Raw genomic sequence first — 25733 nt, 5'->3', positions numbered from 1 at the left:
GCATTCGTGCCGCCGATGCCAAAAGAGCTGACGCCTGCCCGGAGAGGGAAGGAGTCGTTGGTCCAGTCTTTTAACTGGTCATTGACAAAGAACGGACTGTTCTCAAAATCGATTTTGGGATTCGGACGTTCATAGTGAAGTGTAGGCGGCAGCTGTTTATGTGTCAGAGCCAGCACGGTTTTAATGAATCCGGCTACCCCTGCTGCGTTGTTCAGATGCCCGATGTTGGATTTCACCGAGCCGATGCCGCAGTATCTCTTCTTGTCCGTTTGAAAAGCGGTCTTCAATGCTTCGATTTCGATTGGATCGCCAAGTGTCGTACCTGTACCGTGCGCTTCAATATAGCTGATGCTTTCCGGCTCCACTTCAGCTACATGATGAGCGGCACGAATTACGGACGCCTGACCGGATGTACTAGGAGCGGTGTAGCCTACTTTTCGGCTGCCGTCATTATTGATCGCCGAGCCTTTAATTACAGCGTATATATGGTCGCCGTCTGCAAGCGCATCCTCCAGCGGTTTCAAGGCGACAATCCCGGCGCCTTCACCAAAGACGGTACCCGCCCCTTTCTCGTCGAAGGCCCGGCAGTGGCCGTCGGGCGAATTAATCATCCCTTCCTGATAGAAATAACCGGCTCTCTTGGGCAGTTGTATCGATACGCCGCCGGCCAGCGCCATGCTGCATTCCCCGCTGAGCAGACTTTGACAAGCAAGATGAATGGCAACAAGCGAAGTCGAACAAGCTGTCTGCACCGTAAAGCTCGGTCCCTTCATATTGAGCTTATAAGAAACGAGCGTGGCCATATAATCGCGTAAATTCAGCATAGCCGTCTCCAGGGTGGCGGATTCCTCCGCTGTCCCCAGCCCCTTGAACGCGCGCATGAACCAGTTGGAATTAAAAGCCGCGCCTATATATAACCCGATCGAGCCTCTATATGTCTTGGGATCATAACCCGCTTGTTCGAGCGCTTCCCAGGAACATTCGTGCATAAGACGGAACTGCGGATCCATAAGCTCCGCCTCGCGAGGCGTATAATCGAAGAATTCGGGATCGAAGTACTCGAGATCATCAAGTACTCCCTTGGCCTTCACATAATTAGGGTGAGTCACCGTCTTCACATCGATGCCTTCTTCCAACAGCTCTTCATCACTGAAAAAAGAGATACTCTCCTTGCCACTGCAGAGGTTATTCCAATATTCCCGCAAGTTTTTGGCTCCCGGAAACCTGCCGGACATGCCGATTACGGCAATTTCCGAACCGTTATACTCTCTACCGTTCGATATGCTCATAGCAAGACCTCTCCTTTGCGTCTTTTTTCTTTTTGCTGCTGCTGCCGCTTTCTTCCCTTCGCGGCGGAGTCGATCATTTGATTTTCCAGCTCCGCCTCTTCCACCTCGTTTTCTTCGCTGTGGGTAAGGCGCTGAGCGAGGGCATGAATGCTGGGATAAGTGAACATATCAACAACGGCGATACTCTCGTCTAACGCTTCATTCAATTTGGCGGTCACCTGGATCATATCCAGCGAGCTGGCTCCCAGATCGAAGAAATTATCGTGGATACCTACCTCGTCAATACGGAAAAATTGTTTCCACACCTCGGCTATCGTCTTCTCAACCCGATTGCGGGGCGCCGCATAAGGTGTGGTTAGATCCGGCCTGCTGAATGAGGCGCCGCCTGCCGCGTGACTTTCTTCTTTCTTGCCTGCGCGCCGAATCCATTGATCGATCCGCGTCTGAAGATCACCGGTCGAAACAATAATTTGGTTGCTGCCGCACGGACTGTAGACGTACCGGAACAGATCAGGCGCTTCGGCTGGCGTTATCGCCAATTCGACAAGCGACTCTCCGATCGTCGAGCGGTGTTCTTCCCAGAATTCCCACGCATCCCAATTGACGCACAGCCACTTCGTCCCGCCAGCCCGGTTCTGTTTGCGGGCAAAAGCATCCATGTACAAATTCGCGGCCGAATAAGCGCTGAAGCCGAGTCCCCCGAGAATGCTGGCGATGGAGGAGAACAGGATGCAGATCTCGGCCTCCCTGTCGGCAATTAGCCTGCCCAGCGTCTGCAAACCCTGGACTTTGGCCCGGAACTGCTCGTCGGACTGGTCTCCACTAATATTCTCGATCGCGCGGAAAGATTCGCCGCCAGGAAGTCCCGCCGCCTGCACGACGCCATGAAGGCGGCCGTACTCACGATCAATAAACTTGAAGACATTGCGCATCTGTTCTTCATTGGACAAGTCGGCCTGCATATAGGTAACCTCAGCGCCGAGTTCTTCCAATTGCAATACACGTCTGATTTTTCGAGAAAGCGGATGCTCCTCTCCATGTTCGGCCAGACAACGCGTATATTCTTTCTTGTCGGGAAAGCTTGAACGTCCGGTAAGAATGAGCCGTGCGCCGTAATTGCGCGCGAGGAACTCTGCCGTCAGCATCCCGATTCCTCCCAGCCCTCCCGTAATCAGATATACACCCTGCTGCCGAAATGGAGCTGCCGGTTTCTCCGCCTGATGTAGTCCCATCGGCTTGATATTCTGAACCCATCGGTAATTCCCCCGATAAGCGATAAGCCGATCCGAAGGCGGAGACGATAATTCCCCGATAAGATTGTCAGCGATTCGCCGCTTTTGCTTGATCTCTTCCTGTACATCAATATCAATACTCACACATGTAATTCCGCTGTATTCCTGCTGAATAACCATGCATGGGCCGAGCAGCGTCATTTTGCCCGGAGACAGCCGCTCCATCCCGATTACCTCCTGCATCCCTGAAGATACGACAGCTATACGGATATCCTCTTCCTTATGCTTGCGCAGTGCCTGAGCCAAATAGATCAGGCTGTAGTAGCCTTCTTCTTGCTGGCGGCGTTCAACCGCTTCCACATTGGAGGGTTCCATTTCCTCTTCTTCATCCCCAGAGGAGGAAACATTCCACAGATGAGCAACCCTGTCGGGAACGAAATCTCGCTTCTGCAGTTCCTCGAGCAGCTGGACGTAATGCTCCGCAGAACTTGGGGCCAGCGTGAACGTTCCATTCTCATGCGCACAGAATTCGTTACCCGCCTTAACCATCACCGTACGCTCACCCATATTCTGAATACTTGCAGCCAATTCGTCCGCGATCCCGCAATCATCCTTGAATACAAGCCAGTTATGACTGTTATGACCATTCTGATGACTTTCTTCCGGATGTTCCTCCAGCAGGGCACGCTCCCAGGAAGGATAATAGAACCAGTCTGCCATGTCAGCGTTTTTACCGCCTCTTGGGGCTGAGGATTGCCGCGCTCCCGGTAATGGCTGCTGCTCATCATCGAGCCAATAGCGCTGGCGCTCCATCGGATAGGTTGGCAGCTCGATGCGTCTGCGTCGCTCATGGGCGTAATAGCCCGTCCAATTGATGTCGATACCGGCCAGCCAGAGGCGTCCGATTTTGTTCAACAAGTGCGCGGTATCAGAAACAGCTTCCTGGGGATGTCTCAGCATATTGACAACGATCCGGTCACGCGAACCAGCTTCATGCTTGCGCACGAATGTGCTAAGCGAATTGCCCGGTCCGGCTTCTATAAATACAGAGCGCGGATTATTCAACAGTTCGTAAAGCCCGGCCGCAAACCGCACGGTCGATCGCAAATGCCTAACCCAATAATCCGCATCCGTAGCCTCTTCAGGTGTGATCCAAGTGCCGGACACGTTGGAAATAAAGGGAAGCTCAGGCTCATGCAGCTGGATCGAGCGTACTTTATCCGCGAATGCCGCAAGTATAGGATCCATCATATGAGAATGGAAGGCATGAGAGGTGTGGAGAAGACGGCAGGCACAGCCTTTGTTTTCCAGCAGCCGTGAGAAAGCATCCATCTCAGCCGATGTGCCGGATACGACGCATAAGGAGGAGCTGTTGACTGCCGCCAGCGCAATATGATCAGGCAGCAATGGGCGCAGTTCCGCTTCTGACATCGCCACGCTGAGCATAGATCCCGCCGGCAGCCCCTGCATGAGCCGGCCGCGAAGCGCTACGAGTTGCAGCGCATCTTCCAGCGTGAATACACCTGCCAGACATGCTGCCACATATTCGCCGATACTGTGACCCAGCATCGCTTCAGGCCGGATGCCCCAGCGGATCAGCAGTCTGGCAAACGCATATTCGATCATAAAAAGCACGGGCTGGGCGTTATCCGTCCGCATCAGGAGTTCCTCTCGATGATCTTGGTCCGATTCGCCTGCGGCATAAAGGACAGCCTTTAAATCGACCTGTACATACGGTTGAATGAGCTCGAAGCAGCGATCAAGTTCTTCCCTGAATTCAGGTTCGTTGAGATAGAGCTCCCGTCCCATGCCAACGTATTGCGACCCCTGGCCCGGGAACATGAATACAACAGAGCTTGTTTGCACCCCCGTCTGGCTTTCGGCAATTGTATCGGACCCAGCCGATGTCAAGATAGCGGTCGCTTCTTCTGCATCCTTGCACACGAATGCGGCTCTCCATTCAAAAGCCTTCCTGCCTGCTTGCAGCGTATATGCCGTATCTGCCAGATTCACTTGCGGATGCTCGGTCAAAAATGCGGCCAGACGTGCTTTCGCCTCCGTCAATGCTGTTGGCGTTCTTGCTGACAAGATCAGCAGCTTCTCTACACGACCTTCGTCGGATGGTTCCCTAGGGGGAGCTTCTTCGAGAATAACGTGTGCATTCGTGCCGCCGATGCCAAATGAGCTGACTCCGGAGCGCAGGGGATGCCCGCTGCTTTCCCAAGGCGCCAGTTCGGTATTGACGACGAAGGGGCTGTTGGCGAAATCAATATTGGGATTTCCCCGTTCATAATGCAGGCTCGGCGGAATTTGCTTCGCTTTGAGCGCCAGTACCGTTTTGATGAATCCGGCCGCTCCGGCTGCGCTGTTGAGATGGCCGACGTTCGTCTTGACGGATCCGATACGGCAAAACCCCTTTTTATCCGTGCCGAAGGCTTCCTTCAAAGCCTCGATCTCAATCGGATCCCCCATGCTTGTGCCTGTTCCGTGCGCCTCTACATAAGTGATGCTTTCCGGATCCACACCCGACATCCGATGAGCGGCACGGATGACCTCGGCTTGTCCCTTTGTGCTCGGAGCGGTAAAGCCTACCTTGCGGGTACCGTCATTGTTCAAGCCAAAACCTTTGATAACGGCGTGGATAACATCTCCGTCCGCAATGGCATCACTCAGACGTTTCAGGACAACGACACCGACCCCGTCTCCGAAAACAGTTCCTGCCGCCTGCTCGTCGAAGGCTCGGCAATGCCCGTCCGGCGACTGAATCATACCGTCTTCGTACAAATAACCGGATTTGTCGGGTACGCTGACAGTGGAACCGCCGGCCAGTGCGATGTCGCACGCCCCCGCCAATAATCCTTGCGAGGCCAGAACGATATTAACCAGGGATGTGGAGCAAGCGGTCTGCATAGAGATGCTGGGGCCCCGGAGATTGAGTTTATACGACAGCTGAGTGCTGAAAAATTCCCTGTCGTTAAGAAGCATGGCGCTGAATCGTTCCGTTCCGCCCAAAGCAGCCGCAAAACGGGAAACCCACTCCAGATTCGGAGTCGCGCCCGCGTAGACGCCGATAAGTCCCGGGTAGGTGTCGGGATTGTATGCAGCGGCTTCGATCGCCTCCCATGCGCATTCGTGAAACAGCCGCAGCTGCGGATCCATTAGCTGTGCTTCCCGCGGAGAATATCCGAAGAACGCGGCATCAAACTGATCAATCCCGTTCAATGCCCCTTTGGCTTTTACATAGGAAGGATGGGATACAAGCTGCGGGTTAACGCCTGCCTGTACCAGCTCTTCGTCCGTGAAGAACGTTATCGACTCGACGCCGTCGCGCAAATTGTTCCAGAACTGGTCGATGCTGTCCGCACCCGGAAATCTGGCGGCCATACCTATGACCGCTATCTCAAGCCCATTCTCCCCCACGGCTTCACGTTCCGTTTGTTCCTGCCTTCCCGTCAGATCTCTGTCTTGGACCGATATGGTCCTCATCCGCTCGGAACGCACCATTCCCTCGTTAATGACATTCTGGCGCTCCGCTTCCTCTTCAACCGCTGCCTCAACGTACGCTGAGCTTCCCTGCCCGTTTTCACGCAAGAATGCCGCCAAGGTACGAACGGAGGGATAGGAATACAAGGTAACCACGGGCACTTCCCTCCCCAGCACTTCCGCAAGCTTATCAGCCAGCTGGGAAATATCGAGCGAGCTTGCTCCGATTTCAAAAAAGTTGTCATTGATCCCAAGATGCGCGAATCCGAAGTGATTCTGGACAAGTTCTGCAACCGTCTGTTCTATAGAGGATGCAGACCGCATACGCGCGGCTGCTTGGGATTGTTTAACAGCTTCGTTCCCGGTCTCCGTTTCCGTAGCTCCCATTCTCCGCTGAGCTGTTTTCTCCTGCATGTTTCGCAATGACCATTGTGCGCCCTCTACGGAGTACCGCTGGCGTTCGAACGGATAAGTCGGCAGAGTAACCCGCCGTCGGCGTTCCGAGCTGTAGTACCCCTTCCAATCGATCTGCGTGCCTGCAATCCACAGTTTGCCGATCTTCTCTAGTAAGAAAGCATCATCTGCGGCCTGCTCGTGCGGATGACGGACGAGATGGAACACTTCATGCTTACGCTCCGTTTCCTTCCCCTGTTGTTTACGGATGAAGCTGCTGAGAACATTGCCAGGCCCGATTTCTATAAATACGGCCTGCTTCTCCTTAAGAAGCTCGGCTGCCCCGCTTGCAAACTGCACCGTTTCCCGCAAATGTCTAGTCCAATATGCGGGATCGGCGACATCTTCCGGCGTTATCCATGTTCCCGTTACATTGGACACATACGGAATTGACGGGGCGGATAGGACCACCTGCTTGACTTTTGCCTCATATTTCTCCAATATCGGCTCCATCATGGCCGAATGAAACGCATGTGACGTATGAAGCTTTCGATGCACCACCTGCAGCCCGGTAAGTTTGGTTTCAAAGGAAGCGATGGCCGCATGCGGGCCGGAAACAACACAGAGCTCCGGTCCATTAACGGCTGCAAGCGCCAGTCCTTCCGGAAGAAGCTCTAATAAACTTGCCTCGTCAAGGGAGACGCTCAGCATCTCTCCGGCAGGCAGGCTCTGCATAAGCTTGCCGCGCAGTGTGACAAGCTTCAGCGCGTCCCTAAGTGATAGAACACCCGACAGGCACGCAGCCGTGTACTCTCCGATACTGTGCCCGATCATGGCATTCGGCTTAACGCCCCATGACATCAGGAGCTGCGCGAGCGAATATTCAAACGCGAACAAAGCCGGCTGCGCCGCTTCCGTCTGGTTAATCCCATCAGCAGCTGCCGCACTGTCCGAAGCCCCGTACAGCACATGCCTTGGATCGGTGCCACCCTCTGCTGTAATGATCTCGCAGCAGCGGTCCATTTCCGCCCGGAACAAAGGCTCTTTGCGGTATAAATCAGCTCCCATGTTCACATACTGCGAGCCCTGCCCCGAGAAGAGGAAAACAACCCGGGTCTGATCCCTCTCCGACTCGCCCGTTTGCAATTTGCCTTCATCGATAGCATCCAGACGCTCCAAAGCTTCACGGACATCAGCGCAGACCAGTGTTCGGCGGTAACGGAACCGTTTGCGGCCTGTCTGCAGCGTATAAGCCGCATCAGCCAAATCAGCTTCGGGACAAGTCCGCAGAAACTCGCCGAGATTGCGAGTCGCCCGTTCTAACCCTTCCTCCGTCCGGGCAGAGAGTACGAGCAGTTTCAGATCGCGTCCCGCCGAACTTGCCGCGCCAATCGGGGCCTCCTCCAGAATGACGTGGGCATTCGTGCCCCCGATACCGAAGGAGCTGACTCCTGCTCTCCGAGGTCCTTCTGTTTTTCTCCAATCGCTAAGCTCCGAATTGACTTTGAAAGGAGAGTTTTCAAAATCGATTTTGGGATTCGGTTGATGGAAATGAAGGCTTGGCGGGATTTGCTGATGCTTAAGCGCCAATACGGCCTTGATGAAACCCGCGACTCCTGCCGCAGCGTCCAGATGACCGAGATTGGATTTGAGCGAACCGATTTTGCAAAAGCCCTTTTTATCCGTGGCGAAAGCAGCCTGCAGCGCCTCCACTTCGATCGGATCCCCCAGTGTAGTCCCTGTTCCGTGGGCCTCGATGTACCCGATACTTTCCGGATCAACTTCTGCCATCTGGTGGGCCGCGCGGATAACTTCCACCTGGCCGTTCGTGCTTGGCGCCGTATACCCTACTTTCCGGCTGCCGTCATTGTTAATCGCCGAGCCTTTGATAACGGCATGTATCACGTCGCCGTCCCTAGCGGCGTCTGCGAGCCGCTTGAGCACGACGATTCCGATTCCGTCGCCGAACAAAGTGCCGCTTGCGCCTTCGTCAAAAGGCCGGCAGTGGCCGTCGGGAGATTGGATCATTCCTTCCTGGTAGAGATAGCCGGTTGTACGTGGCAAATTGACTGAAACCCCTCCCGCCAAGGCAAGATCGCATTCCCCGGCCAGCAATCCCTGACAAGCCAGATGGATGGATACAAGAGAAGTGGAGCAAGCCGTTTGCACGCTTACGCTTGGGCCTTTCAGATTCAGTTTGTATGAAATTCGCGTCGTAAACGAAGGATTATTTAATTGCAGAATTTGAAATTGATCACTGGCATGTGCAGCATTCATGACTTGGCTTGCGACCCAATAGGTGTTAGGAGAAGCCCCTGCATACACCCCGATGAGTTGATCCTCGGTTTCGGGAAGGTGTCCCGCATGCTCAAGCGCTTCCCATGCACATTCGTGGAACAGACGGAACTGTGGATCGATTAGCTCGGCTTCTCGCGGCGTGTATTCAAAAAACGGCGCATCAAACGACTCCACGTCCTCTAGCTGAGACTTTGCTTTGACATACTGGGGATGCCTGAGCATTTCCGGGGCAATCCCTGCTTTCTCCAGCTCTTCATCCGTAAAAAAAGTGACCGACTCCTTGCCGGCACGCAAGTTTTCCCAAAACTCCGTGAGGTTCTTCGCACCCGGAAATCTTCCTGCCATTCCGATAACGGCAATTTCCAAACCGGTTTCTCCGTACTTCTCGTTCTCGGCACTCATCTTGCCACCTCCTTCACGTTCTATTCCTTTTTTGCAGCCGCTTCTGCAGCCTGTGCTTTCCGTCCTGTATCAGTTCTGTGCGGTCCGCTGTCTCTTCCTGCTGACTGGTTCCCGCTTGTAATCTTCTCAGCAACCCAGCGAGTGCATAAATGGTCGGATGGCTGAACATGTCAACCACTGACACTTCCTGCTGAAGTGAACGTTGGAGCTTGGAGTTCATTTGAATAATATCGAGCGAGGTAGCCCCCAGTTCGAAGAAGTTATCATGCAGGCCAACTTGATCAATACCCAGATAGTCCTGCCAAAGCTGGGCTAAAGTCTGCTCCAGTTCGTCCTCCGGAGGCGCAAACGACGTGCTGACCTCGGAACGTGCCGTTGTGCGGGATATGCCGCTCATCTCCCCGTCCACTAGGGATTGCAAGGATGAAGTGCGGGCGGCATGCAGCCGCAAGCTCAAATCCGTCGTCGATACCGTTACCTGAGGCAGACCGCAAGCCAGTGCATGCCGGAAAACAGCGATTCCTTCCTCCGGGAACAGCCGGGTCTGCTTGTCCGGGCCTTGTGCGGACACTCCCGCTTGCGCCGCAGCGATAGCGACTTCTTGCTCAGCCGCCGCAGCCATTCCGACAGTCTGCCACCCGTCCCAATCAATCGCGACGACATGCGTATTGTCCAGTGCTCGTTTACGGTAGGCGTAAGCATCGAGAAACGCATTGGCTGCGCAGTACCCCGCTTGGCCCAAGGCGCCCAGCACACTGGTCAGAGAAGAACACAATACGAGGAAGTCCAGCTTCCTTCCCGCCAGCACTCGTTCGAGGACACGCGTGCCGTCCACCTTGGCCGTCAATGCACGTTCTTCGATCTCCCGAGTCCGCCGCTGGATGAGCGCACCATCGGCCGTGCCGGCCGCATGGATAACGCCATGAATCGTTCCGAAGTGGTCGACCGCCCGGGCTACGGCCTGCTCCATTTGCTGCTCATTGCTTACATCCGCTTTGCAGACCAGTACCTCGGCCCCGTACAGCTCCAGCTCCTCGAGCTTTTTCAGCTGAATCGCCTGAGTTTCATCTGCCGTATGTTCGGCGTATTGGCGCCAGTCCACTTCATCCCCTATTCCCGATCGGCTGACAAGGATAAGCTTTGCCCTTACGGTCTTCGCCAGATGCTCCGCCAAGGTCATTCCTATTCCGCCCAAGCCTCCGGTTATTAGGTATACCCCCTCTTCCCTGAGGCCGGAATTCTCTTCGACAGCGGCAGGAACCGGAATTGGAACATATGTCTGCACCCAGCGGTTCGAACCGCGATACGCGACGAAAATATCCTCTGAAAAAGCGGTTAATTCGACTAGTAATAGGCCCAATAGCACTTGCTGCCGATGTTCTGAAACCTCCTGCCTGAACGAATCCGAAATATCGATGCTGCGACAGCGCACATTGCCGTATTCCTGCGGAATAACCAGACATGCCCCAAGCACCGCCGCTTGTTCCGGGAGCAGCCGCTCATCTCCTGTCACCTCTTGCATACCGGACGTTATGACCGTAAGCTGCAGCTCTTCCTGCAATCCGCAAGTCCCAATCGCCTGAGCCAGTGCAATAAGGCTGAGATAACCATTACCCAGTACCCTTGCGCTGCGGGAAACGGTCCATTCCTCGGTATGTACGCTCTCCTCCGTCAGCCAGGCATGAACAATGCGCTCCGGCATGGTGCCGGCTTCCTTCAAATTCTGCAGCAGCCGGGTATAATGCTCCTGCTGCCTCGGATCGATCCCATACGCATGATCATTCAGCTTAGCAAACGAATCGGATGGATAAACTGAAACGATGGTATGACCGGCTTGCTGTAACCCCGCTGCCAGCCGGGAACAAATGCCATGCTCTGGCGCAAAAACAAGCCAAGTGGTTTTGTCGTACATACCCGCAACCGCCATCGCCTCTTCGTTCAACAGGGAACGTTCCCATATTGGCGTGTACAGCCACTCCCGTACAGCATTCTTTTTAACTCCGGCGACGCTTTGAGGTCTTGATTCCTTCACTTGCTTGCGGACAAGACCTTGCTTTAGAACATCCGTATCAAACGGCGGATCAACCCAATAACGCTTGCGCTCAAACGGATACGTCGGCAGAGCTATCCGCCGGCGCTGTTCATGCGCATGGAATGCCTTCCAATCGGGCCGAGCTCCTTCCAGCCACAGGCGTCCCACCTGCTGCTGCAAATAATAGTCGTCGCGCACCTGCTCCTTCACATGCCGGATAAGATTGATGACGGCGTGCCGCTCTTTCTTGTCCGAATGCCGGCGCACGAATGCGCTTAATGTGTTGCCGGGACCAACTTCCACAAATACGGCCTGATCGTCATGCAGCAGCTCGCGAATACCATCAGCAAAGCGTACGGTGCCGCGCAAATGCCGGACCCAGTAATCGGGATCGACTGCTTCTTCCTTCGTAATCCAGCCTCCACTTACATTTGAAATATAGGGTATGTCCGGGGCCTGCAGCTTCATGCCGCTTAACTTCTGGCGAAACGGCTCCATTGCCGGTTCCATCATGGCGGAGTGAAAGGCATGTGACGTATGCAGCCTCGTGCAGGCCTGCCCTTTCCGGGCCAGCTTTTCTTCCAGAAGCTCTATCCCCTCATGAGATCCCGATACGACGCACATCGCCGGACCATTAACTGCCGCAATCGATAAGCCTTCGTTCATGAGCGGTATGAGTTCCTGCTCGGGTAAAGGTACGCTTAACATCGCTCCCCCCGGCAGACTGTGCATAAGTTTCCCCCGCAGTACGACCAGTTCCAGCGCTTCTTCTACCGTCATTACTCCTGCCAGACAAGCAGCCACATATTCTCCGACGCTGTGTCCTATCATGGAGGCGGGCTTCAGCCCCCATCCGATCAGCAGATTTGCCAGCGCGTAGGAGAATATAAACATGACCGGCTGTGTCACGTCCGTCTGCTTCAAACGATCACTATGATCACCGGCCGCTTGGCTTCCGGTCGGATACATCAAATCTTTTAAATCAACGTCCATCAACGGACGGATAAAAGCAAAACACCGGTCGGCCGCTTCGCGGAATTCCGGCTCACGGTTGTACAGATCCAGTCCCATATTGACATACTGCGCGCCCTGTCCTGGGAACATAAATACAAGTCTGGGCTGTTCATTGTCGCCAACACGGTTGTAAACCCGTTCAGGAGGCAAGATGTCCAGCAGCTCCAGCGCTTCCTCCGCAGAAGAGCTTACGAGCATGCGCCTATGCTTATATGCCCTGCGGCCGATCTGCAGTGTGTAGGCCGCATCGGGTAGAGACAGGCCTGGATTGGCCCGCAAATACTCGCGGAAGCGGGCTGTAGCTTGTTCGAGTCCCGATTCCGTCTTTGCGGACAATAGGAGCAGCTGTGAATCTCTCCCTTTGGTTTCTTCCGTCCGGGGAGGTGCTTCTTCGAGCACCATATGCACATTGGTTCCGCCGATGCCGAACGAGCTCACTCCGGCTCTTAGCGGGTGAAGGTCGTTCGTCCAGCTCGTGAGCTCTGTATTGACGATAAACGGACTGCTGGCAAAATCGATTTTGGGATTAGGCTTATCGAAATGTAAGCTCGGCGGAAGCTGCTTGTGCATAAGCGCCAGCACCGTTTTGATGAACGCCGCAACCCCGGCAGCGCTATTTAAGTGGCCGATGTTCGTCTTGACGGAGCCAATACGGCAGAACCCTGTTTTGTCCGTCTGGAAAGCCAGCTTAAGCGCTTCGATCTCGACCGGATCGCCCAGCGCTGTACCGGTACCATGCGCTTCGATATAGCTGATACTCTCCGGAGTGACCCGGCTCATCCGCTGCGCCGCCCGGATTACCTCCGCCTGTCCCTCTACACTGGGAGCGGAGTAACCCATTTTACGCGTACCGTCATTGTTCGCCGCCGAGCCCTTAATAACCGCATAAATAGCGTCTCCGTCGGCTAATGCCTGCTTAAGCGGCTTCAGCACAACGACACCCGCCCCTTCGCCGCCGACGGTTCCCTTGGCAGTTGAAGCGAAAGCACGGCAATGGCCATCCGGCGAGCTGACCATACCTTCCTCGTATAAATAACCTTCCGTCCGGGGTACCGTTACGGTAACTCCGCCGGCTAACGCTATCCTGCATTCGCCCGTAAGCAGTGCTCGGCAGGCCAGGTGAATGGCCAGCAGGGAGGTGGAGCAAGCAGAATCGACGTTCACACTCGTGCCTTTTAAATTCAGCTTGTGGGCAATACGCGTGCTCAAGAAATCTTTGTCCGACAAAGCCAGTGCGGCGAACTGCTCGGCTGTGCTCTCGCTGCGCGAAATCATGGCCACTAGTTGCCAGTAAATACTCGATGATGCCCCTGCGTACAGACCGATAGCGCCGTTTGTCTGCTCCGTGTCGTAGCCCGCATGCTCCAACGCTTCATAGGCGCACTCATGGAAGATCCGCAGCTGCGGATCAATGACTTCAGCCTCGCGCGGCGAATAATCAAAAAAATCAGAATCAAACCATTCCGCATCCGGTACGAGCCCTTTCGCTCTTACATATCTGGGATTTCGAATCAGTTCGGGATCGACGCCTGCCGCCTCAAGTTCGCTATCGGAGAAGAAATGGATCGATTCCTTGCCGTTTCTCAGATTATCCCAGTACTCCTCTATATTTCGCGCTTCGGGAAACCGGCCCGCCATACCAATCACAGCGATTTCCAGCCCGGTAGCCGTTTGTGAATGTCCGCTTTTAGTCATCATGCGCTCCCTCCAGAATCAGCATCGTCTGTTCCATGGTTTCGAATCCCGCATCCATCTCTTCGTTGTCGGCCATATCTTGGGGCATTGGAGCCTCCCCATTGTCCATCCTCTGTAAATAGCCGCCGAGCGCCGAAACCGTAGTGTACTGGAACATGATGGGTACTGGAATGTCATGCCCGAAGGTTTCCTTCAGCATATTGACTACCTGGACCAGCTGAAATGAGTTGCCTCCCAGGTCGAAAAATGTATCCTGTACCCCGACTTTGTCTTCGCTAACCGCCAAAACCTCGGCCCAGATCCGGACCAGTGTGTTCTCTGTTTCACCCTGTGGTGCCACGTATTTCTTGCCAGTATGAACATGAGCTTTCGGATCAGGTAAAGCTTTCATATCCAGTTTGCCGTTTGCCGTTACAGGAAGCTCATTCAGGTAGACAAAATAGGCCGGAATCATATAAACGGGCAGTTGCCCGGAGAGGTGCTCCCGAAGTTTAGCAGCGGAGAGATCATCCGGTCCGGTATAGTACGCGCATAAGATGTTCTGCCCGCTCCCATCTTCCATGATGCGGATTACAGCTTCGCGAATTTCCTCGTGACGCCGCAGCAGAGCTTCGATCTCACCGGGCTCTATGCGATATCCCCGTACCTTGACCTGGTCGTCCTGTCGGCCCAAGTACTCCAGCGTTCCGTCTTGAAGCCAGCGTCCCAGATCACCCGTCAAATACAGGCGCTCTCCGGGAGCGAACGGGTGAGGCACGAATTTCTCCCCTGTCAGCTCCGGTCGACCGAGATATCCGCGAGCCAGACCCGCACCCGCAACGCAGATTTGGCCAGGCAATCCTGGTGGAAGCAGCTGAAAATTACCGTCTAATATATAAACCTTGGCATTGTCGACCGGCCGCCCGATCGGAAGGCCTTCGTTATCCGGCTTAATTTCGGTGAACGTAGTCACGACCGTATTCTCCGTAGGACCGTAATTGTTGAACAGCCTGTAGCTGCCCGGCTTATACCGCTTCAAGCGATCGCCGCCCGTTAACAAGATCCGCAGCGGGGTCTGTTCCCGGTCCGGCAAATCCATGAACTGCTCGCACATCAGAGTCGGCAAGAAGGCGATGGTAATGCCGTTCTCTGTGAAAAAATCATCCAGTTTGTTTGCATCCAGTCTGATCTCGGATGGCACGATGTGAATGCTTGCCCCTGCAAGCAGATAGGGAAACACTTCCCACACCGAAGCGTCAAATCCGAAACCGGCATACTTAATGCTGCGATCCAATGTTGTTACACCAAAAGTGCGATTGTGCCAGAAGGCCAGATTGACAAGCGAACGGTGCTCAATCATGACACCTTTCGGCTGTCCTGTTGACCCGGATGTATAGATAACATAGGCCAGATCATCCGCTGTGCTCTCTAATGCCAAATTACCCGCTTTGCCGGCAAACAGTTTTTCATCATCCAGACAAAGCGTCTTGCGGCCTGTCAATCTGTCGATAAAAGCCTGTTGTGTCAGCACCACTTGTGCGCGGCTGTCTTCCAGCATGTACGTTATGCGCTCGTCGGGATAATCCGGGTCAATCGGCAGGAAAGCACCGCCGGCTTTAAGGACGGCCATCATACCAAGCATCATGTCAGCGGAAGGCGCAAACAGCATACCTACGATGTCACCCGCCCCGATTCCTTCCGTCCGCAGTACCCGGGCGAGCTGGTTGGCCTTCTCATTCAGCTCACCATACGTCTTGTACTGCCCCTGGTTAACGATGGCAGGCGCATGCGGGGTCCGTGCCGCCTGCTCTTCAAACCATTGCTGAACGGTCTTATGTTCAAGAAACTCGGCTGGACTGCCGGCCAGAGGGCCGAGAAGATCCTCTCTCTCCCCCGGCAGCAGAATGTCGATGCTGTTCAGCGGAAGATCCGGATTCGCCAGCGTTTCCCGCAGCAGAAGTGTGTAACGCGAGACAAGTTTATCTATCGTGTCGCTGCGGTAGAGCTGTGCGTTATATTGAACCGTACCGCCGATGCGTTCTTGCTTCCTGCCAAAAGAAAACAACGTAGTCCATTTTACATTCCGGAAATAACGCTCTTCATGAATGTTGTCGAGCAGCAATGCCGCCTCGAATAACGGATGTGCGATGGGATCATCCGTTTGAAGCGCCAACTGTTCCGCCACCATCTCCATCGGATAGCTCTGATGATCCACGGCTGCCACTACCGTATCTTGCGTGTGAAGAAGACATTGTCTGAACGAGAGTGAGTGATCGATCTTAATCCGCAAAGGCAGTACGGAATTGATAAATTCGGCCTCTTCCTTCTGCTTATAGATCGGAGTCCCTAGCGTAACGACACTGCGATTGGACATTTTTGCCAGCAAAACGGCGAGTGCTGCAGATAGTACGACATGAAGCTTTGAATCCGATCCGTTGCTGACTTGCAGCAGGCGGTCCGCCAGCTCCTGCGGGAAGGAGAACGAAGCTTGTTCTACTGTCACCCCTGTTCCGCGCGTGTAATCGCCAGGAAAACCACTCTTGTCATATTCTCCGGACAATGCGGACAGCCAGTAATCCCGTTCCTTGCTCTTTTGAGAAGCTGCCACTGCCAGACGGTCCAAACGATTTTCAAGCCCCATCCCTATTCCTCCCTTTCTTCCTCCGGCTTTCGCTCATAGTCCGAATTCCCCCCGGGCTCCGGCAAGATAGACAGGTTCAGGCTCAGCTAAATGATGAGCAATCTTAATGTCCTTCAGCTTCTTGTCTGAATTTTCCAGAACACCGGATATAATATCCTGCATATAACCTGCAAAACGCACAATCGTGTCCCTAAGGAATAAGCGGGTGCTGTATTCAAACTTGAAGGACAGTCTTTCTCCGTCCTCCTCCGCGATCAGAGACAAATCAAAATGAGAGGCGTCGTGAACGAACGGGAAAGGTTCCATCTTCAGGCCGGGAATGCTCATCTCAGGGTTCCGCATATTCTGAAGCGCGAATACAACATCAAATACCGGATTACGGGCCAAATCACGATCCTGCCCCAACTGCTGAACCATTTCCTCAAACTGGTAGTCCTGATTGGCAAATGCATCCAGAGTTGTGGCTCGCACTGTCTGTAGAAGGGCGCTGAAGCTCATTTCTTCATCCAATTGATTACGCAGCGGAAGCATGTTGACGAATTTGCCGATAATAAGCTGCAAAGACTGCTGTTTGCGGCCAATAATCGGAGTCCCTACAACGATGTCTTGCTGGGCACAAACTTTGGATAGAAGCAGATTGAAAACGGCGAGCAGCGCCATGAACAACGTCACATCTTCCTTCAGGCAGAGCGACTTCAGCGCTTGGGTCTGCTCCATACTCAGATCAAAGGGAACTCGGCTGCCGGCGAAATTTCTTGTCTCCGGGCGCGGATAATCCGTGCGCAGGGCTAACCGGGGAACTTCCTGCAGCTGTTTTAGCCAGAATTCCCCCTGCCGTTGCTGCTCCTCCGTTTCCTTCATCCTGTTCTGCCATTCTGAAAAATCCTTATATTGCAGCACAAGCTCGGGCAATTCACGACCGGCATACAGAGCCATAAAATCGTTAACGAATATGTCCTGTGATAAACCGTCCGACACGATATGATGAAGATCCACCATCAACACATGCCGCTCATCCTCAAGCTTGATGAGTCCGGCGCGCATCAAAGGCGCCCGGGTCAAGTCAAAGGGCCGCACGAACTTCGCCACTGCTTCGCGGATTTTCGCAGCGGTTTCCCCTTCCTCATCAAGGAGTCCAGTGTCCGAATCCCCCAGCTCAATTTCGCCGCTGAAGTCCGCATATTCAACCTCGAACTCGACGGTTTCACTGATTTTCTGCATGGGTAGGCCGTTAACCAGTTCAAATGTAGTACGCAAGCTTTCATGACGCTTTATCAGCTGCCGGAGTACCGCTTCCATTTGGGCCCTGTCCAGTTTGCCGATCAGAATGCCTGCGACGATTTCGTTATATCCCGTATGTCCCTTCTCCATCTGCTGGATCAAATACAGACGCTTCTGCGCGGAGGACAGCTCGTAATATTCGCGGGTCGGAGCCTTTTCAATATCTTGGTAGGCACTCTGTTCCGCCTCATCGATATAGGCGGCCAACTGCTGGATCGTCGGCATATTGAAAAAGACGGGCAAGCTGATTTCCACCTTCATTTCTTTATGAATCCCGGTAACAACCGTAATCGCTTTGAGTGAATCTCCACCCAGTTCGAAGAAATCATCCTGGACCCCGATCCGGTCTATCCGGAAAAACTGCTCCCACATCCCGCAGAGCCTGCGTTCGGACTCTGTTACGGGAGCGATATATTCACCGGACAGCGCGGGACGGGTGTAGAAGCCGCCGTCTCCCTTCGGGAGCGGTGCCTCTTCCTGAGCCGTCCGTTTCACCCACTTGTCGATCCGATCCTGCAAGCTGCCGGTCGACAGGACGATCTGGCCTGCTTCCCGGACCGACAACACGCGCCTCAGCAGCTCGACCCCCTCTTCTGGAGCAATGAGCAGCTCGGATATCGAAGCACCCGCCTGCCCATGAATCGTCTGTTCTTTCTCCAGTTGCCAACCGTCCCAGTTGATACTGGTCCAAGGTGTGCGCAGACGGCGATTGCGATCGTGCACATATGCGTCCATAACATGGTTCGCTGCCGAATAGGCGGTAAAACCTAATCCGCCGAGCATCGGAGACAGTGACGAAGCCAGCAGGCAGAAATCAAGCTCCTTGTCAGCCAGCACTTGATCCAAAACATGGAGTCCATATAACTTTGCTTGAAAATGCTGCTCGCTTAATTCCTCGTCTGTCTCCTCCAGCATCCTAAATGCCGCTTCGCCTGACATACCGGCTGTGTGAATCACCCCGTTCAATGAACCGAACGCCGCCTCGGTTTGCCGGATAGCCTCCTTCATTTGCTCTTGATCCGACGAGTTCGCTGTAAATACAAGCACTTCGGCTCCCTGAGATTCGAGCTGTTTCAGCTTGCCAATCTGGACACTGACGGTATTCTCTGGACCGTATTCGGCAAGCCACTGCTCCCATTTATCGTTTGGCGGAAATGGTGAGCGGCTGGTAAAGACAAGCTTCGCCTGTACGCTTCGGGCCAGATGACCGGCAAGGACCTGACCGATATATCCCAATCCGCCTGTGATCAAATAGACGCCGCCTTGACGGAGTCCCGCCACTTCCGCTTCAGGTTCTGCTACCTTAACCGGTTCATAACCGAGTACCCAGCGTTCGTTATCGCGATAGGCAGCCGCCAATTCGAACCGGGCAGCGCCAAATTCGTCCAGCAGACGGCGGATCAGTCTATCTCTCTGCCAGCTCCCCGCTTCCGGCAGGTTAATATCAATGCTGTGACAATAAATGTGCGGTAATTCCTGCGGAATAACCCGGCATGGTCCAAGTACTGTCGCTTTCTCAGGATACAAGACAGATTCGCCGGCAATAGCCTGCATATTATCCGTTAGCACCCACATGCGCATGTCATGCCCCGAAGCTTGTTTTTTCAGCGCTTTGCCCGTGTATAACAAGCTGTAGTACCCGCGTTCCTGTGTGACCCTCAGCCATGATGCACCACTGTAACGAGGAGATGGTGCGGAGATTCCCCAAGTATGAAGCAGCAGGTCAGGCAAGGTTCCCCCAGCTTTCAGATCAGCAAAAAGCTTCATATAATGATGTTCATTATGCGGATTCACGGTATATTGATGAGCTGCCGCCCGTTCGTAGTGCTCGCCCGCACGAACTACAATGATTTGCCCTCCACACTCGGCAAGGGATTTGATAATATCGGTAGCCAGGCCGTTTTCATCGGCGAATACAAGCCAATTTCCGGCAATGTTTGCGTTCATGTTGGCGGAGCCAGGAAGCAGCTGCTCTTTTTTCCATGTCGGTACATAGAACCAGTCGGACATATCCGGCAGCTTGGCCACCTTGCCGCCCGCGCCCTGAATCTTATTCTTAGCGCTGCCCACCGGCAGTGAAGTACCGGCAGCAGACTCGATCCAATAGCGCTGTCTAGCAAACGGATAAAGAGGTAGAGAGATACGCCGTCGCGGTTCTTCTCCATGAAATGCTCTCCAATCGACGGACTGGCCGTAGAGCCACAATCTCCCGATCCGGTTAACGAGCAGGGAGGTGTCCGGTATACTGCTATGCTCAGGCGGCATAAGGTTTAGTGCCTGCTGTCCGCGCTCTGTATCGATGTAGCGACGCGCCAAGAGTGTTAAATCCTGTCCCGGACCGATTTCCACGAACAGCCTGCCCTGCTGCTCTGCAAGCCGCTCAATCCCATCCGCAAAACGAACGGTATCCGTCATATGCCGTGTCCAATAAGCTGGGTCTGTCGCTTCTTCATCCGTTATCCAATTGCCCGTCGTTGTGGAGACATACGGTATCTGGGGCGGATTCAAACGGACCTGTCGGACGGCTTCGGCGAACGGCTCCGCCACTTCGCGAAGAAGCGAAGAATGAGCAGCCGTCGACACCGGCAATCTCATACAAACGTATTTGCCCGACTTCATTTGCTGTTCGAATGCGGCGATTTCTTCTTCTGGGCCGGATACAATGCAGGAAGGCCCATTGACGACCGCCAGTGATAAGGCGCCGCTAAGAAGGGGTTTGATATCTTGCTCAGGAAGAGGCACGCTGAGCATCCCGCCTGGCGGCACCTGCTGCATAAGCTCTCCCCGCAGTATGATGAGACGCATCGCCTCTTCCAGTGACATGACGCCGGCGAGACAAGCAGCAGCATACTCTCCGAAGCTGTAACCTATCATCGCATCCGGCTTCACTCCCCATGACAAGAGAAGACGCGCGAGCGCATATTCGAGCATAAGCATGGCAGGCTGGATATGTTTAGTCTGATTTAATTGAAGGGACGCTGCCACAGTCTCCGCGTCTGCATCCGGGTACAGCATTACCTTCATATCAGAGCCGGTAATGTCGAGATACAGACGGAAGCAGCGGTTCATCTCTTCTCGGAACACGGGCTCGGTCTCATACAAGCCCTTCCCCATGTTGATATATTGCGATCCCTGCCCGGAGAACATGAACACGATTGAACCGCGCTCCTCCCCGGTCGTACTGGAGATTACTTTCCGTGCATCGAAGCTTGCCCTGTCAGCAGAAGGTGTCAGTACCGCTATCGCTTCCTCAACCGTGCTGCAGGAGAGCATGCGCCGGTATCTGAAGGGCCGCCGGCCGGTCTGCAAGGTATACGCAATGTCGGCCAGATTCACCGAAGGATGCTCCTTAAGATAGACGCCCAAATTGGTCGTCATCGAATCGAGCGTAGCCGGTGTCTGCGCGGACAATACCAGCACCTGTGGGGCCCGGCCCTTCCCGGCAGCTTCCTGCACAGGAGCCTCTTCCATGACGACGTGAGCATTCGTTCCGCCTATTCCGAAGGAACTGACTCCCGCGCGCAGCGGATAGTCATCGTTGCACCAATCGCTCAGGCCGGTATTGACCACGAAAGGACTATTCGCGAAATCAATATTCGGATTCGGGGTCTCATAATGCAGGCTGGGCGGAAGCTGTTTATAATGAAGCGCCAGTGCCGTCTTGATCAAACCCGCCACCCCTGCTGCGGCATCCAGATGTCCTATGTTCGTTTTTACGGAGCCTATGCGGCAGAAGCCGGTCTTGTCCGTCCGGAATGCCTTCGTCAACGCCTCGATCTCGATCGGATCGCCAAGCGTAGTTCCCGATCCGTGCGCCTCAACGTAAGTGATACTTTCGGCTGGAACTCCTGCGGCTTCTTGAGCCCTGGCGATAACATCCGCTTGGCCCTGTACGCTTGGCGCCGTATAGCCGACCTTGCGACTGCCGTCATTGTTGATGGCCGAGCCTTTGATTACCGCATAAATCCGGTCACCATCTGCGATAGCTGCCTCGAGCGATTTGAGCGCCACGAATCCGACGCCGTCTCCGCCTATCGTCCCCTTCGCTTTGGCATCGAAGGTGCGGCAATGACCGTCCGGCGACTTAACCATTCCTTCCTGATAAAGATAGCCCGATTTATGAGGAAGCACGATGGACGCGCCTCCGGCTAGAGCCAGATCGCAATCCCCGTTAAGAATAGACTGGCAAGCCAAATGTACAGCTACCAGTGAGGTAGAACAGGCCGTTTGCAAACTGATCGCAGGACCTTTCAAATTCAGCTTATGCGAAATACGGGTGCTGACCGTGTACGAATCGTTCAGCGAATCAACCTCAAACATATCCGATAAATTTCCGTGCAGGCGGTCAGACAGCTGCGACAGCCAGTGGAAATTGTTCGTAACCCCGGCAAACAGCCCGATAGACCCAACATGTCGCTGCGGGTCGCAGCCGGCGTCCTCCAGCGTATGCCATGCGCATTCGTGCAGCAGCCGAACTTGGGGATCCATAATCGCCGCCTGATCGGGAGTATAACCGAAGAAGGCCGGATCGAAGTGGTCCATCTCATCCAGCACGCCCTTTGCTTTGACAAACTCCGGCCGTTCCAAAAGCTGGCGGTCAAAGCCATACTCTGCCAGTTCGTCATCCGAAAAAAATGAGATCGACTCTCTGCCCTGCTGCAAATTGCTCCAAAACTCACTGATATTTCGTGCGCCAGGGAATTTGCCGGCCAAACCAATAACTGCAATATCCCGGCTGCCTTCATTCTCGTACTTCACACGGCCGGGTTGTGCCAGGGAAGGCTGCTCGTTCTTCCTGGTGGGTGCTGCACTCTCGCTCTTCCGTTCTGCCGATCGTTCCGTTTCGCCTGCCAAATGCACAGCCAGATCATACACGGTGGGGTATTGGAACAGCGTGACGATTGAAATCTCACGCTTAAGCTGTCTTTGCAGCTTGCTCTGCAGTTGGATGAGGCTAATCGAATTGCCGCCTACTTCAAAATACTTATCGTGGATACCGATGCGGTCCAGCTCAAGCACGGATTTCCAGGCGTCTGCAATCAGATTCTCCATCTCTGTCCTCGGCATCGCCGCTTCCTGAACCTCGCGGGGAGCCTCCGCAAGCGCAGGCAGTGCCTTGCGGTCCAGCTTTCCGTTAGGTGTCAGCGGTATCTGTTCCAGGTTGACAATGTGAGACGGTATCATGTAAGCGGGCAATTTCGCGGCAAGATACGCCCGCAGGTCAGATACAGACACTGTCTCACAAGCGGCTACGTAGGCGCATAACTCAGTCTGAGCGCCCCGTTGTTGCACCGTTACCGCTGCTTCTTGAACTGATTTGTGCTGCAGGAGCATCGTCTCGATTTCTCCGATTTCGATGCGGTGGCCGCGGATTTTTACTTGCTGATCCATTCGTCCCATATATTCAATGGTTCCGTCTTCCAGCCAGCGCGCCATATCGCCTGTCTTGTAGATAATCCCGCTTGAGCGGAAGGGATCCGATACAAATTTCTCTGCCGTCAGATCCGGCCGATTCAAGTAGCCGAGCGCAACACCGTCACCTCCGACGATCAGCTCGCCGGGAATGCCGATCGGCAGCAGGTTATCATAACGGTCGACGATATAAGCCGTAGAATTGCTGATAGGCGGCCCGATCGGAATATGCTCGTTAAACTCACGGTCGATACGGAAGCAGGTGGAAATAACCGTGTTTTCGGTAGGGCCGTACGCGTTCCAAATCGTCAGTCCAGAACATGCTTGCCGGACAGCCTCAATGTGCTTCGGAGAGAGTACATCGCCGCCTACGACCAGGTTCCGCATCCCGGCGAACATGTCTGGACGCTGCTGGGCCAGCTGATTGAATAATGCCGGAGTCAGCAGTCCGCCCGATATTGCGCGCGTACGCAAAAAGGCATCCAGTTTGGCATTATCAAGCAGCGTATGCTTGTCCGCAATATGCAGACTAGCCCCGTTCAAGAGCGCCCCGAACACCTCGAATGTTAGAGCGTCAAAGCCGATTGCTCCTGCCTGAAGGACGCAGTCATGCGCTTCGAACTGGACGTGGTTCGTGTTCCGAACCAGCCTCACAATTCCTCGGTGCCCGACAATGACACCTTTGGGCTTACCTGTCGAACCGGATGTATACATGACGTAAGCCGGATGTTCCGAACTGCCTGCCTGAGGCAACTCGGACGCTTCGCCGAGATGAAGCAGCGCTTCGTCCAGCTTCAGCACCTGGGCATGTTCCGGTATCAGATCCTCAAGGCCCGGTGAAGCCAGCACTGTGCGCACATTGCCATCAGACAGCATATAGGCGATCCTTTCGGCAGGATGCGCGGAATCAATCGGCAGATAGACCCCTCCCGCTTTCAGAATGCCGAAGATTCCGGCAACCAATTCTGTGGATCTGTTCGCCATCAAGCCCACAATCTGGCCGCTTTCCATGCCTTTCGCCTGCAGCGAACGAGCAATCCGGTTAGCCTGCTCATTCAGCTCGCGATAGGTATAGGATATATGCTCATCTGTTACAGCCGTACTCTCAGGGGACAACAGCACCTGTTCCTCGAACAGCTCATGAACCATTTTCTCACTGGGATAATTTGAAGTTGTCAGGTTGAATAACAGAATTTGCTCCCGCTCTTCATGGGTAAGGATCCCGATATCCTTAAGCCTGGTCTCCCGGTATGTAGTAACCTGGACTTGGGCTTGTGTGATTTGTTCAAGAATATAGAGATAATGATGAGCAAGCTTCTTGACCATATCCTCGTGATACGCCTGTTTATTATATGAGAAGGTTAATTCCAGCTCTTCGGCCACGGTAATGCGGAGTGTCAAATCGAACTCGGTCTCTTCCTCAATGTGATGGGGTTCAATAATAAGCGGTCCGTCGGTGCTTGTAACCACTTCATCCAGCGGATAATTCTCCACTACGACTAGGGTATCGAACGGACTACCTTCAGCCCGGAGCCCTCCGTATGTTTTAATATCCGTCAAGGAAGTGTTCGCATGCTCTTCGCTTGCTTGAATCGATGCATTCACCTCGGCCAGGAGCTCGGGGATCATTTTATCCGGACCCGCCGTTATGCGAAACGGCAGCGTGTTAATGAATAAGCCGACCATGTGCTCCATTCCGGGAATAATCGTATTGCGTCCTGACACCGTAGTACCGAACAATACGTCGTCACTATTAGTATAGTGCTGAAGCAGAATGCCCCACGCCGTATAGAACAGAGCGGCCTGCGTCACTTCCTCGGAACGGACCCACTGATGCAGTCCGGCAGTGAAGGTGCTGCTCCGTTTTTCCGTGTACACAGCCATGTCCGGCATCCCCGAAACTTTTGTGCTCCTTGTAACGATGGGCCGGTTCTGCATGTCATGCAAGTACTGGCTCCAGTAGTTCTCTTGTGTTTGCTTGTCCTGCTGCTGCAGCAAAGAGATAAACTGCTTCAGGTGCGGCTTGTATTGCCGCTCCGGCTCCTGCCCCTGTGCCAGCATCAGGTAGGCGCTCCGCCATTCCTTCAACAGAATACCGGTGCTCCAACCATCGAACAAGATATGGTGAAAGCTCATTAGCAGGGTGTGTTTGCGCTCGGTCTGCTTACACAGCGTCAAGCGGAAGGGCACCTGATCCAGCTTGAATTTTTCCTTTTTATCGGCGGCAATCCGGTCTGCAATCAGCCCAGCCTGCACATTTTCGTCATAATCGGAATAGTCCTCATAACGAATAATGGGACGGTGCTCCCGCAGCACGATTTGAACAGGCTGGTTCACCTCTTCCCAGCGGAACAAAGACCGCAGCGCCTCGTTGCTCCGCACAACGTAGGCCCACGCCTGTTCAAACAACGAGGGCTTCAGCTCCCCGCTGACGGCAAGTGCGATCAACTCTACATACTGCGTAGTTTCGGGATCTCTCAAGTATTGAAGCAGCATCCCGGACTGCATAGGAGACAATGCCAAAATATCTTCAACATTGCTTTTGTCCAGCTTCTGAGGTTTCTTCACACTCTCACCCATCC

At 54.1% G+C, this 25733-nt stretch carries 5 protein-coding genes; all 5 read right to left on the bottom strand.

Annotated elements, in window-relative coordinates; genetic code table 11:
• A partial coding sequence (locus J7E85_RS27060; RefSeq protein ID WP_215163059.1) for a type I polyketide synthase occupies positions 1-1289 on the bottom strand: 1289 nt, incomplete at its 3' end.
• On the bottom strand, positions 1286-9097 hold the full coding sequence (locus J7E85_RS27055) for an SDR family NAD(P)-dependent oxidoreductase (RefSeq protein ID WP_215163058.1): 7812 nt from the start codon (positions 9095-9097) through the stop codon (positions 1286-1288). The genes J7E85_RS27055 and J7E85_RS27060, both read right to left, overlap by 4 nt.
• Positions 9098-9110: 13 nt before the next feature.
• On the bottom strand, positions 9111-13841 hold the full coding sequence (locus J7E85_RS27050; RefSeq protein ID WP_251036079.1) for a type I polyketide synthase: 4731 nt from the start codon (positions 13839-13841) through the stop codon (positions 9111-9113).
• The gene (locus J7E85_RS27045) at positions 13831-16458 is read right to left on the bottom strand and encodes a non-ribosomal peptide synthetase (RefSeq protein WP_215163057.1); all 2628 of its coding nucleotides are present in this window, start codon (positions 16456-16458) and stop codon (positions 13831-13833) included. The genes J7E85_RS27050 and J7E85_RS27045 overlap by 11 nt, the downstream gene beginning before the upstream one ends.
• A 33-nt stretch (positions 16459-16491) precedes the next feature.
• A complete protein-coding gene (locus J7E85_RS27040; protein ID WP_215163056.1) occupies positions 16492-25731 on the bottom strand; it encodes a non-ribosomal peptide synthetase/type I polyketide synthase in 9240 nt (3079 codons plus the stop codon).
• Positions 25732-25733 lie beyond the last annotated feature (2 nt).

The sequence above is a fragment of the Paenibacillus sp. ISL-20 genome (assembly GCF_018613005.1).
Classification (GTDB): Bacteria; Bacillota; Bacilli; order Paenibacillales; family Paenibacillaceae; genus Paenibacillus_AQ.
This window is presented reverse-complemented; position numbering and strand designations above follow the sequence as displayed.

Coding starts and splice junctions, on each gene's coding strand:
- J7E85_RS27055 (WP_215163058.1), bottom strand. CDS start 9,097: ATGAGTGCCGAGAACGAGAAGTACGGAGAAACCGGTTTGGAAATTGCC.
- J7E85_RS27050 (WP_251036079.1), bottom strand. CDS start 13,841: ATGATGACTAAAAGCGGACATTCACAAACGGCTACCGGGCTGGAAATC.
- J7E85_RS27045 (WP_215163057.1), bottom strand. CDS start 16,458: ATGGGGCTTGAAAATCGTTTGGACCGTCTGGCAGTGGCAGCTTCTCAA.
- J7E85_RS27040 (WP_215163056.1), bottom strand. CDS start 25,731: ATGGGTGAGAGTGTGAAGAAACCTCAGAAGCTGGACAAAAGCAATGTT.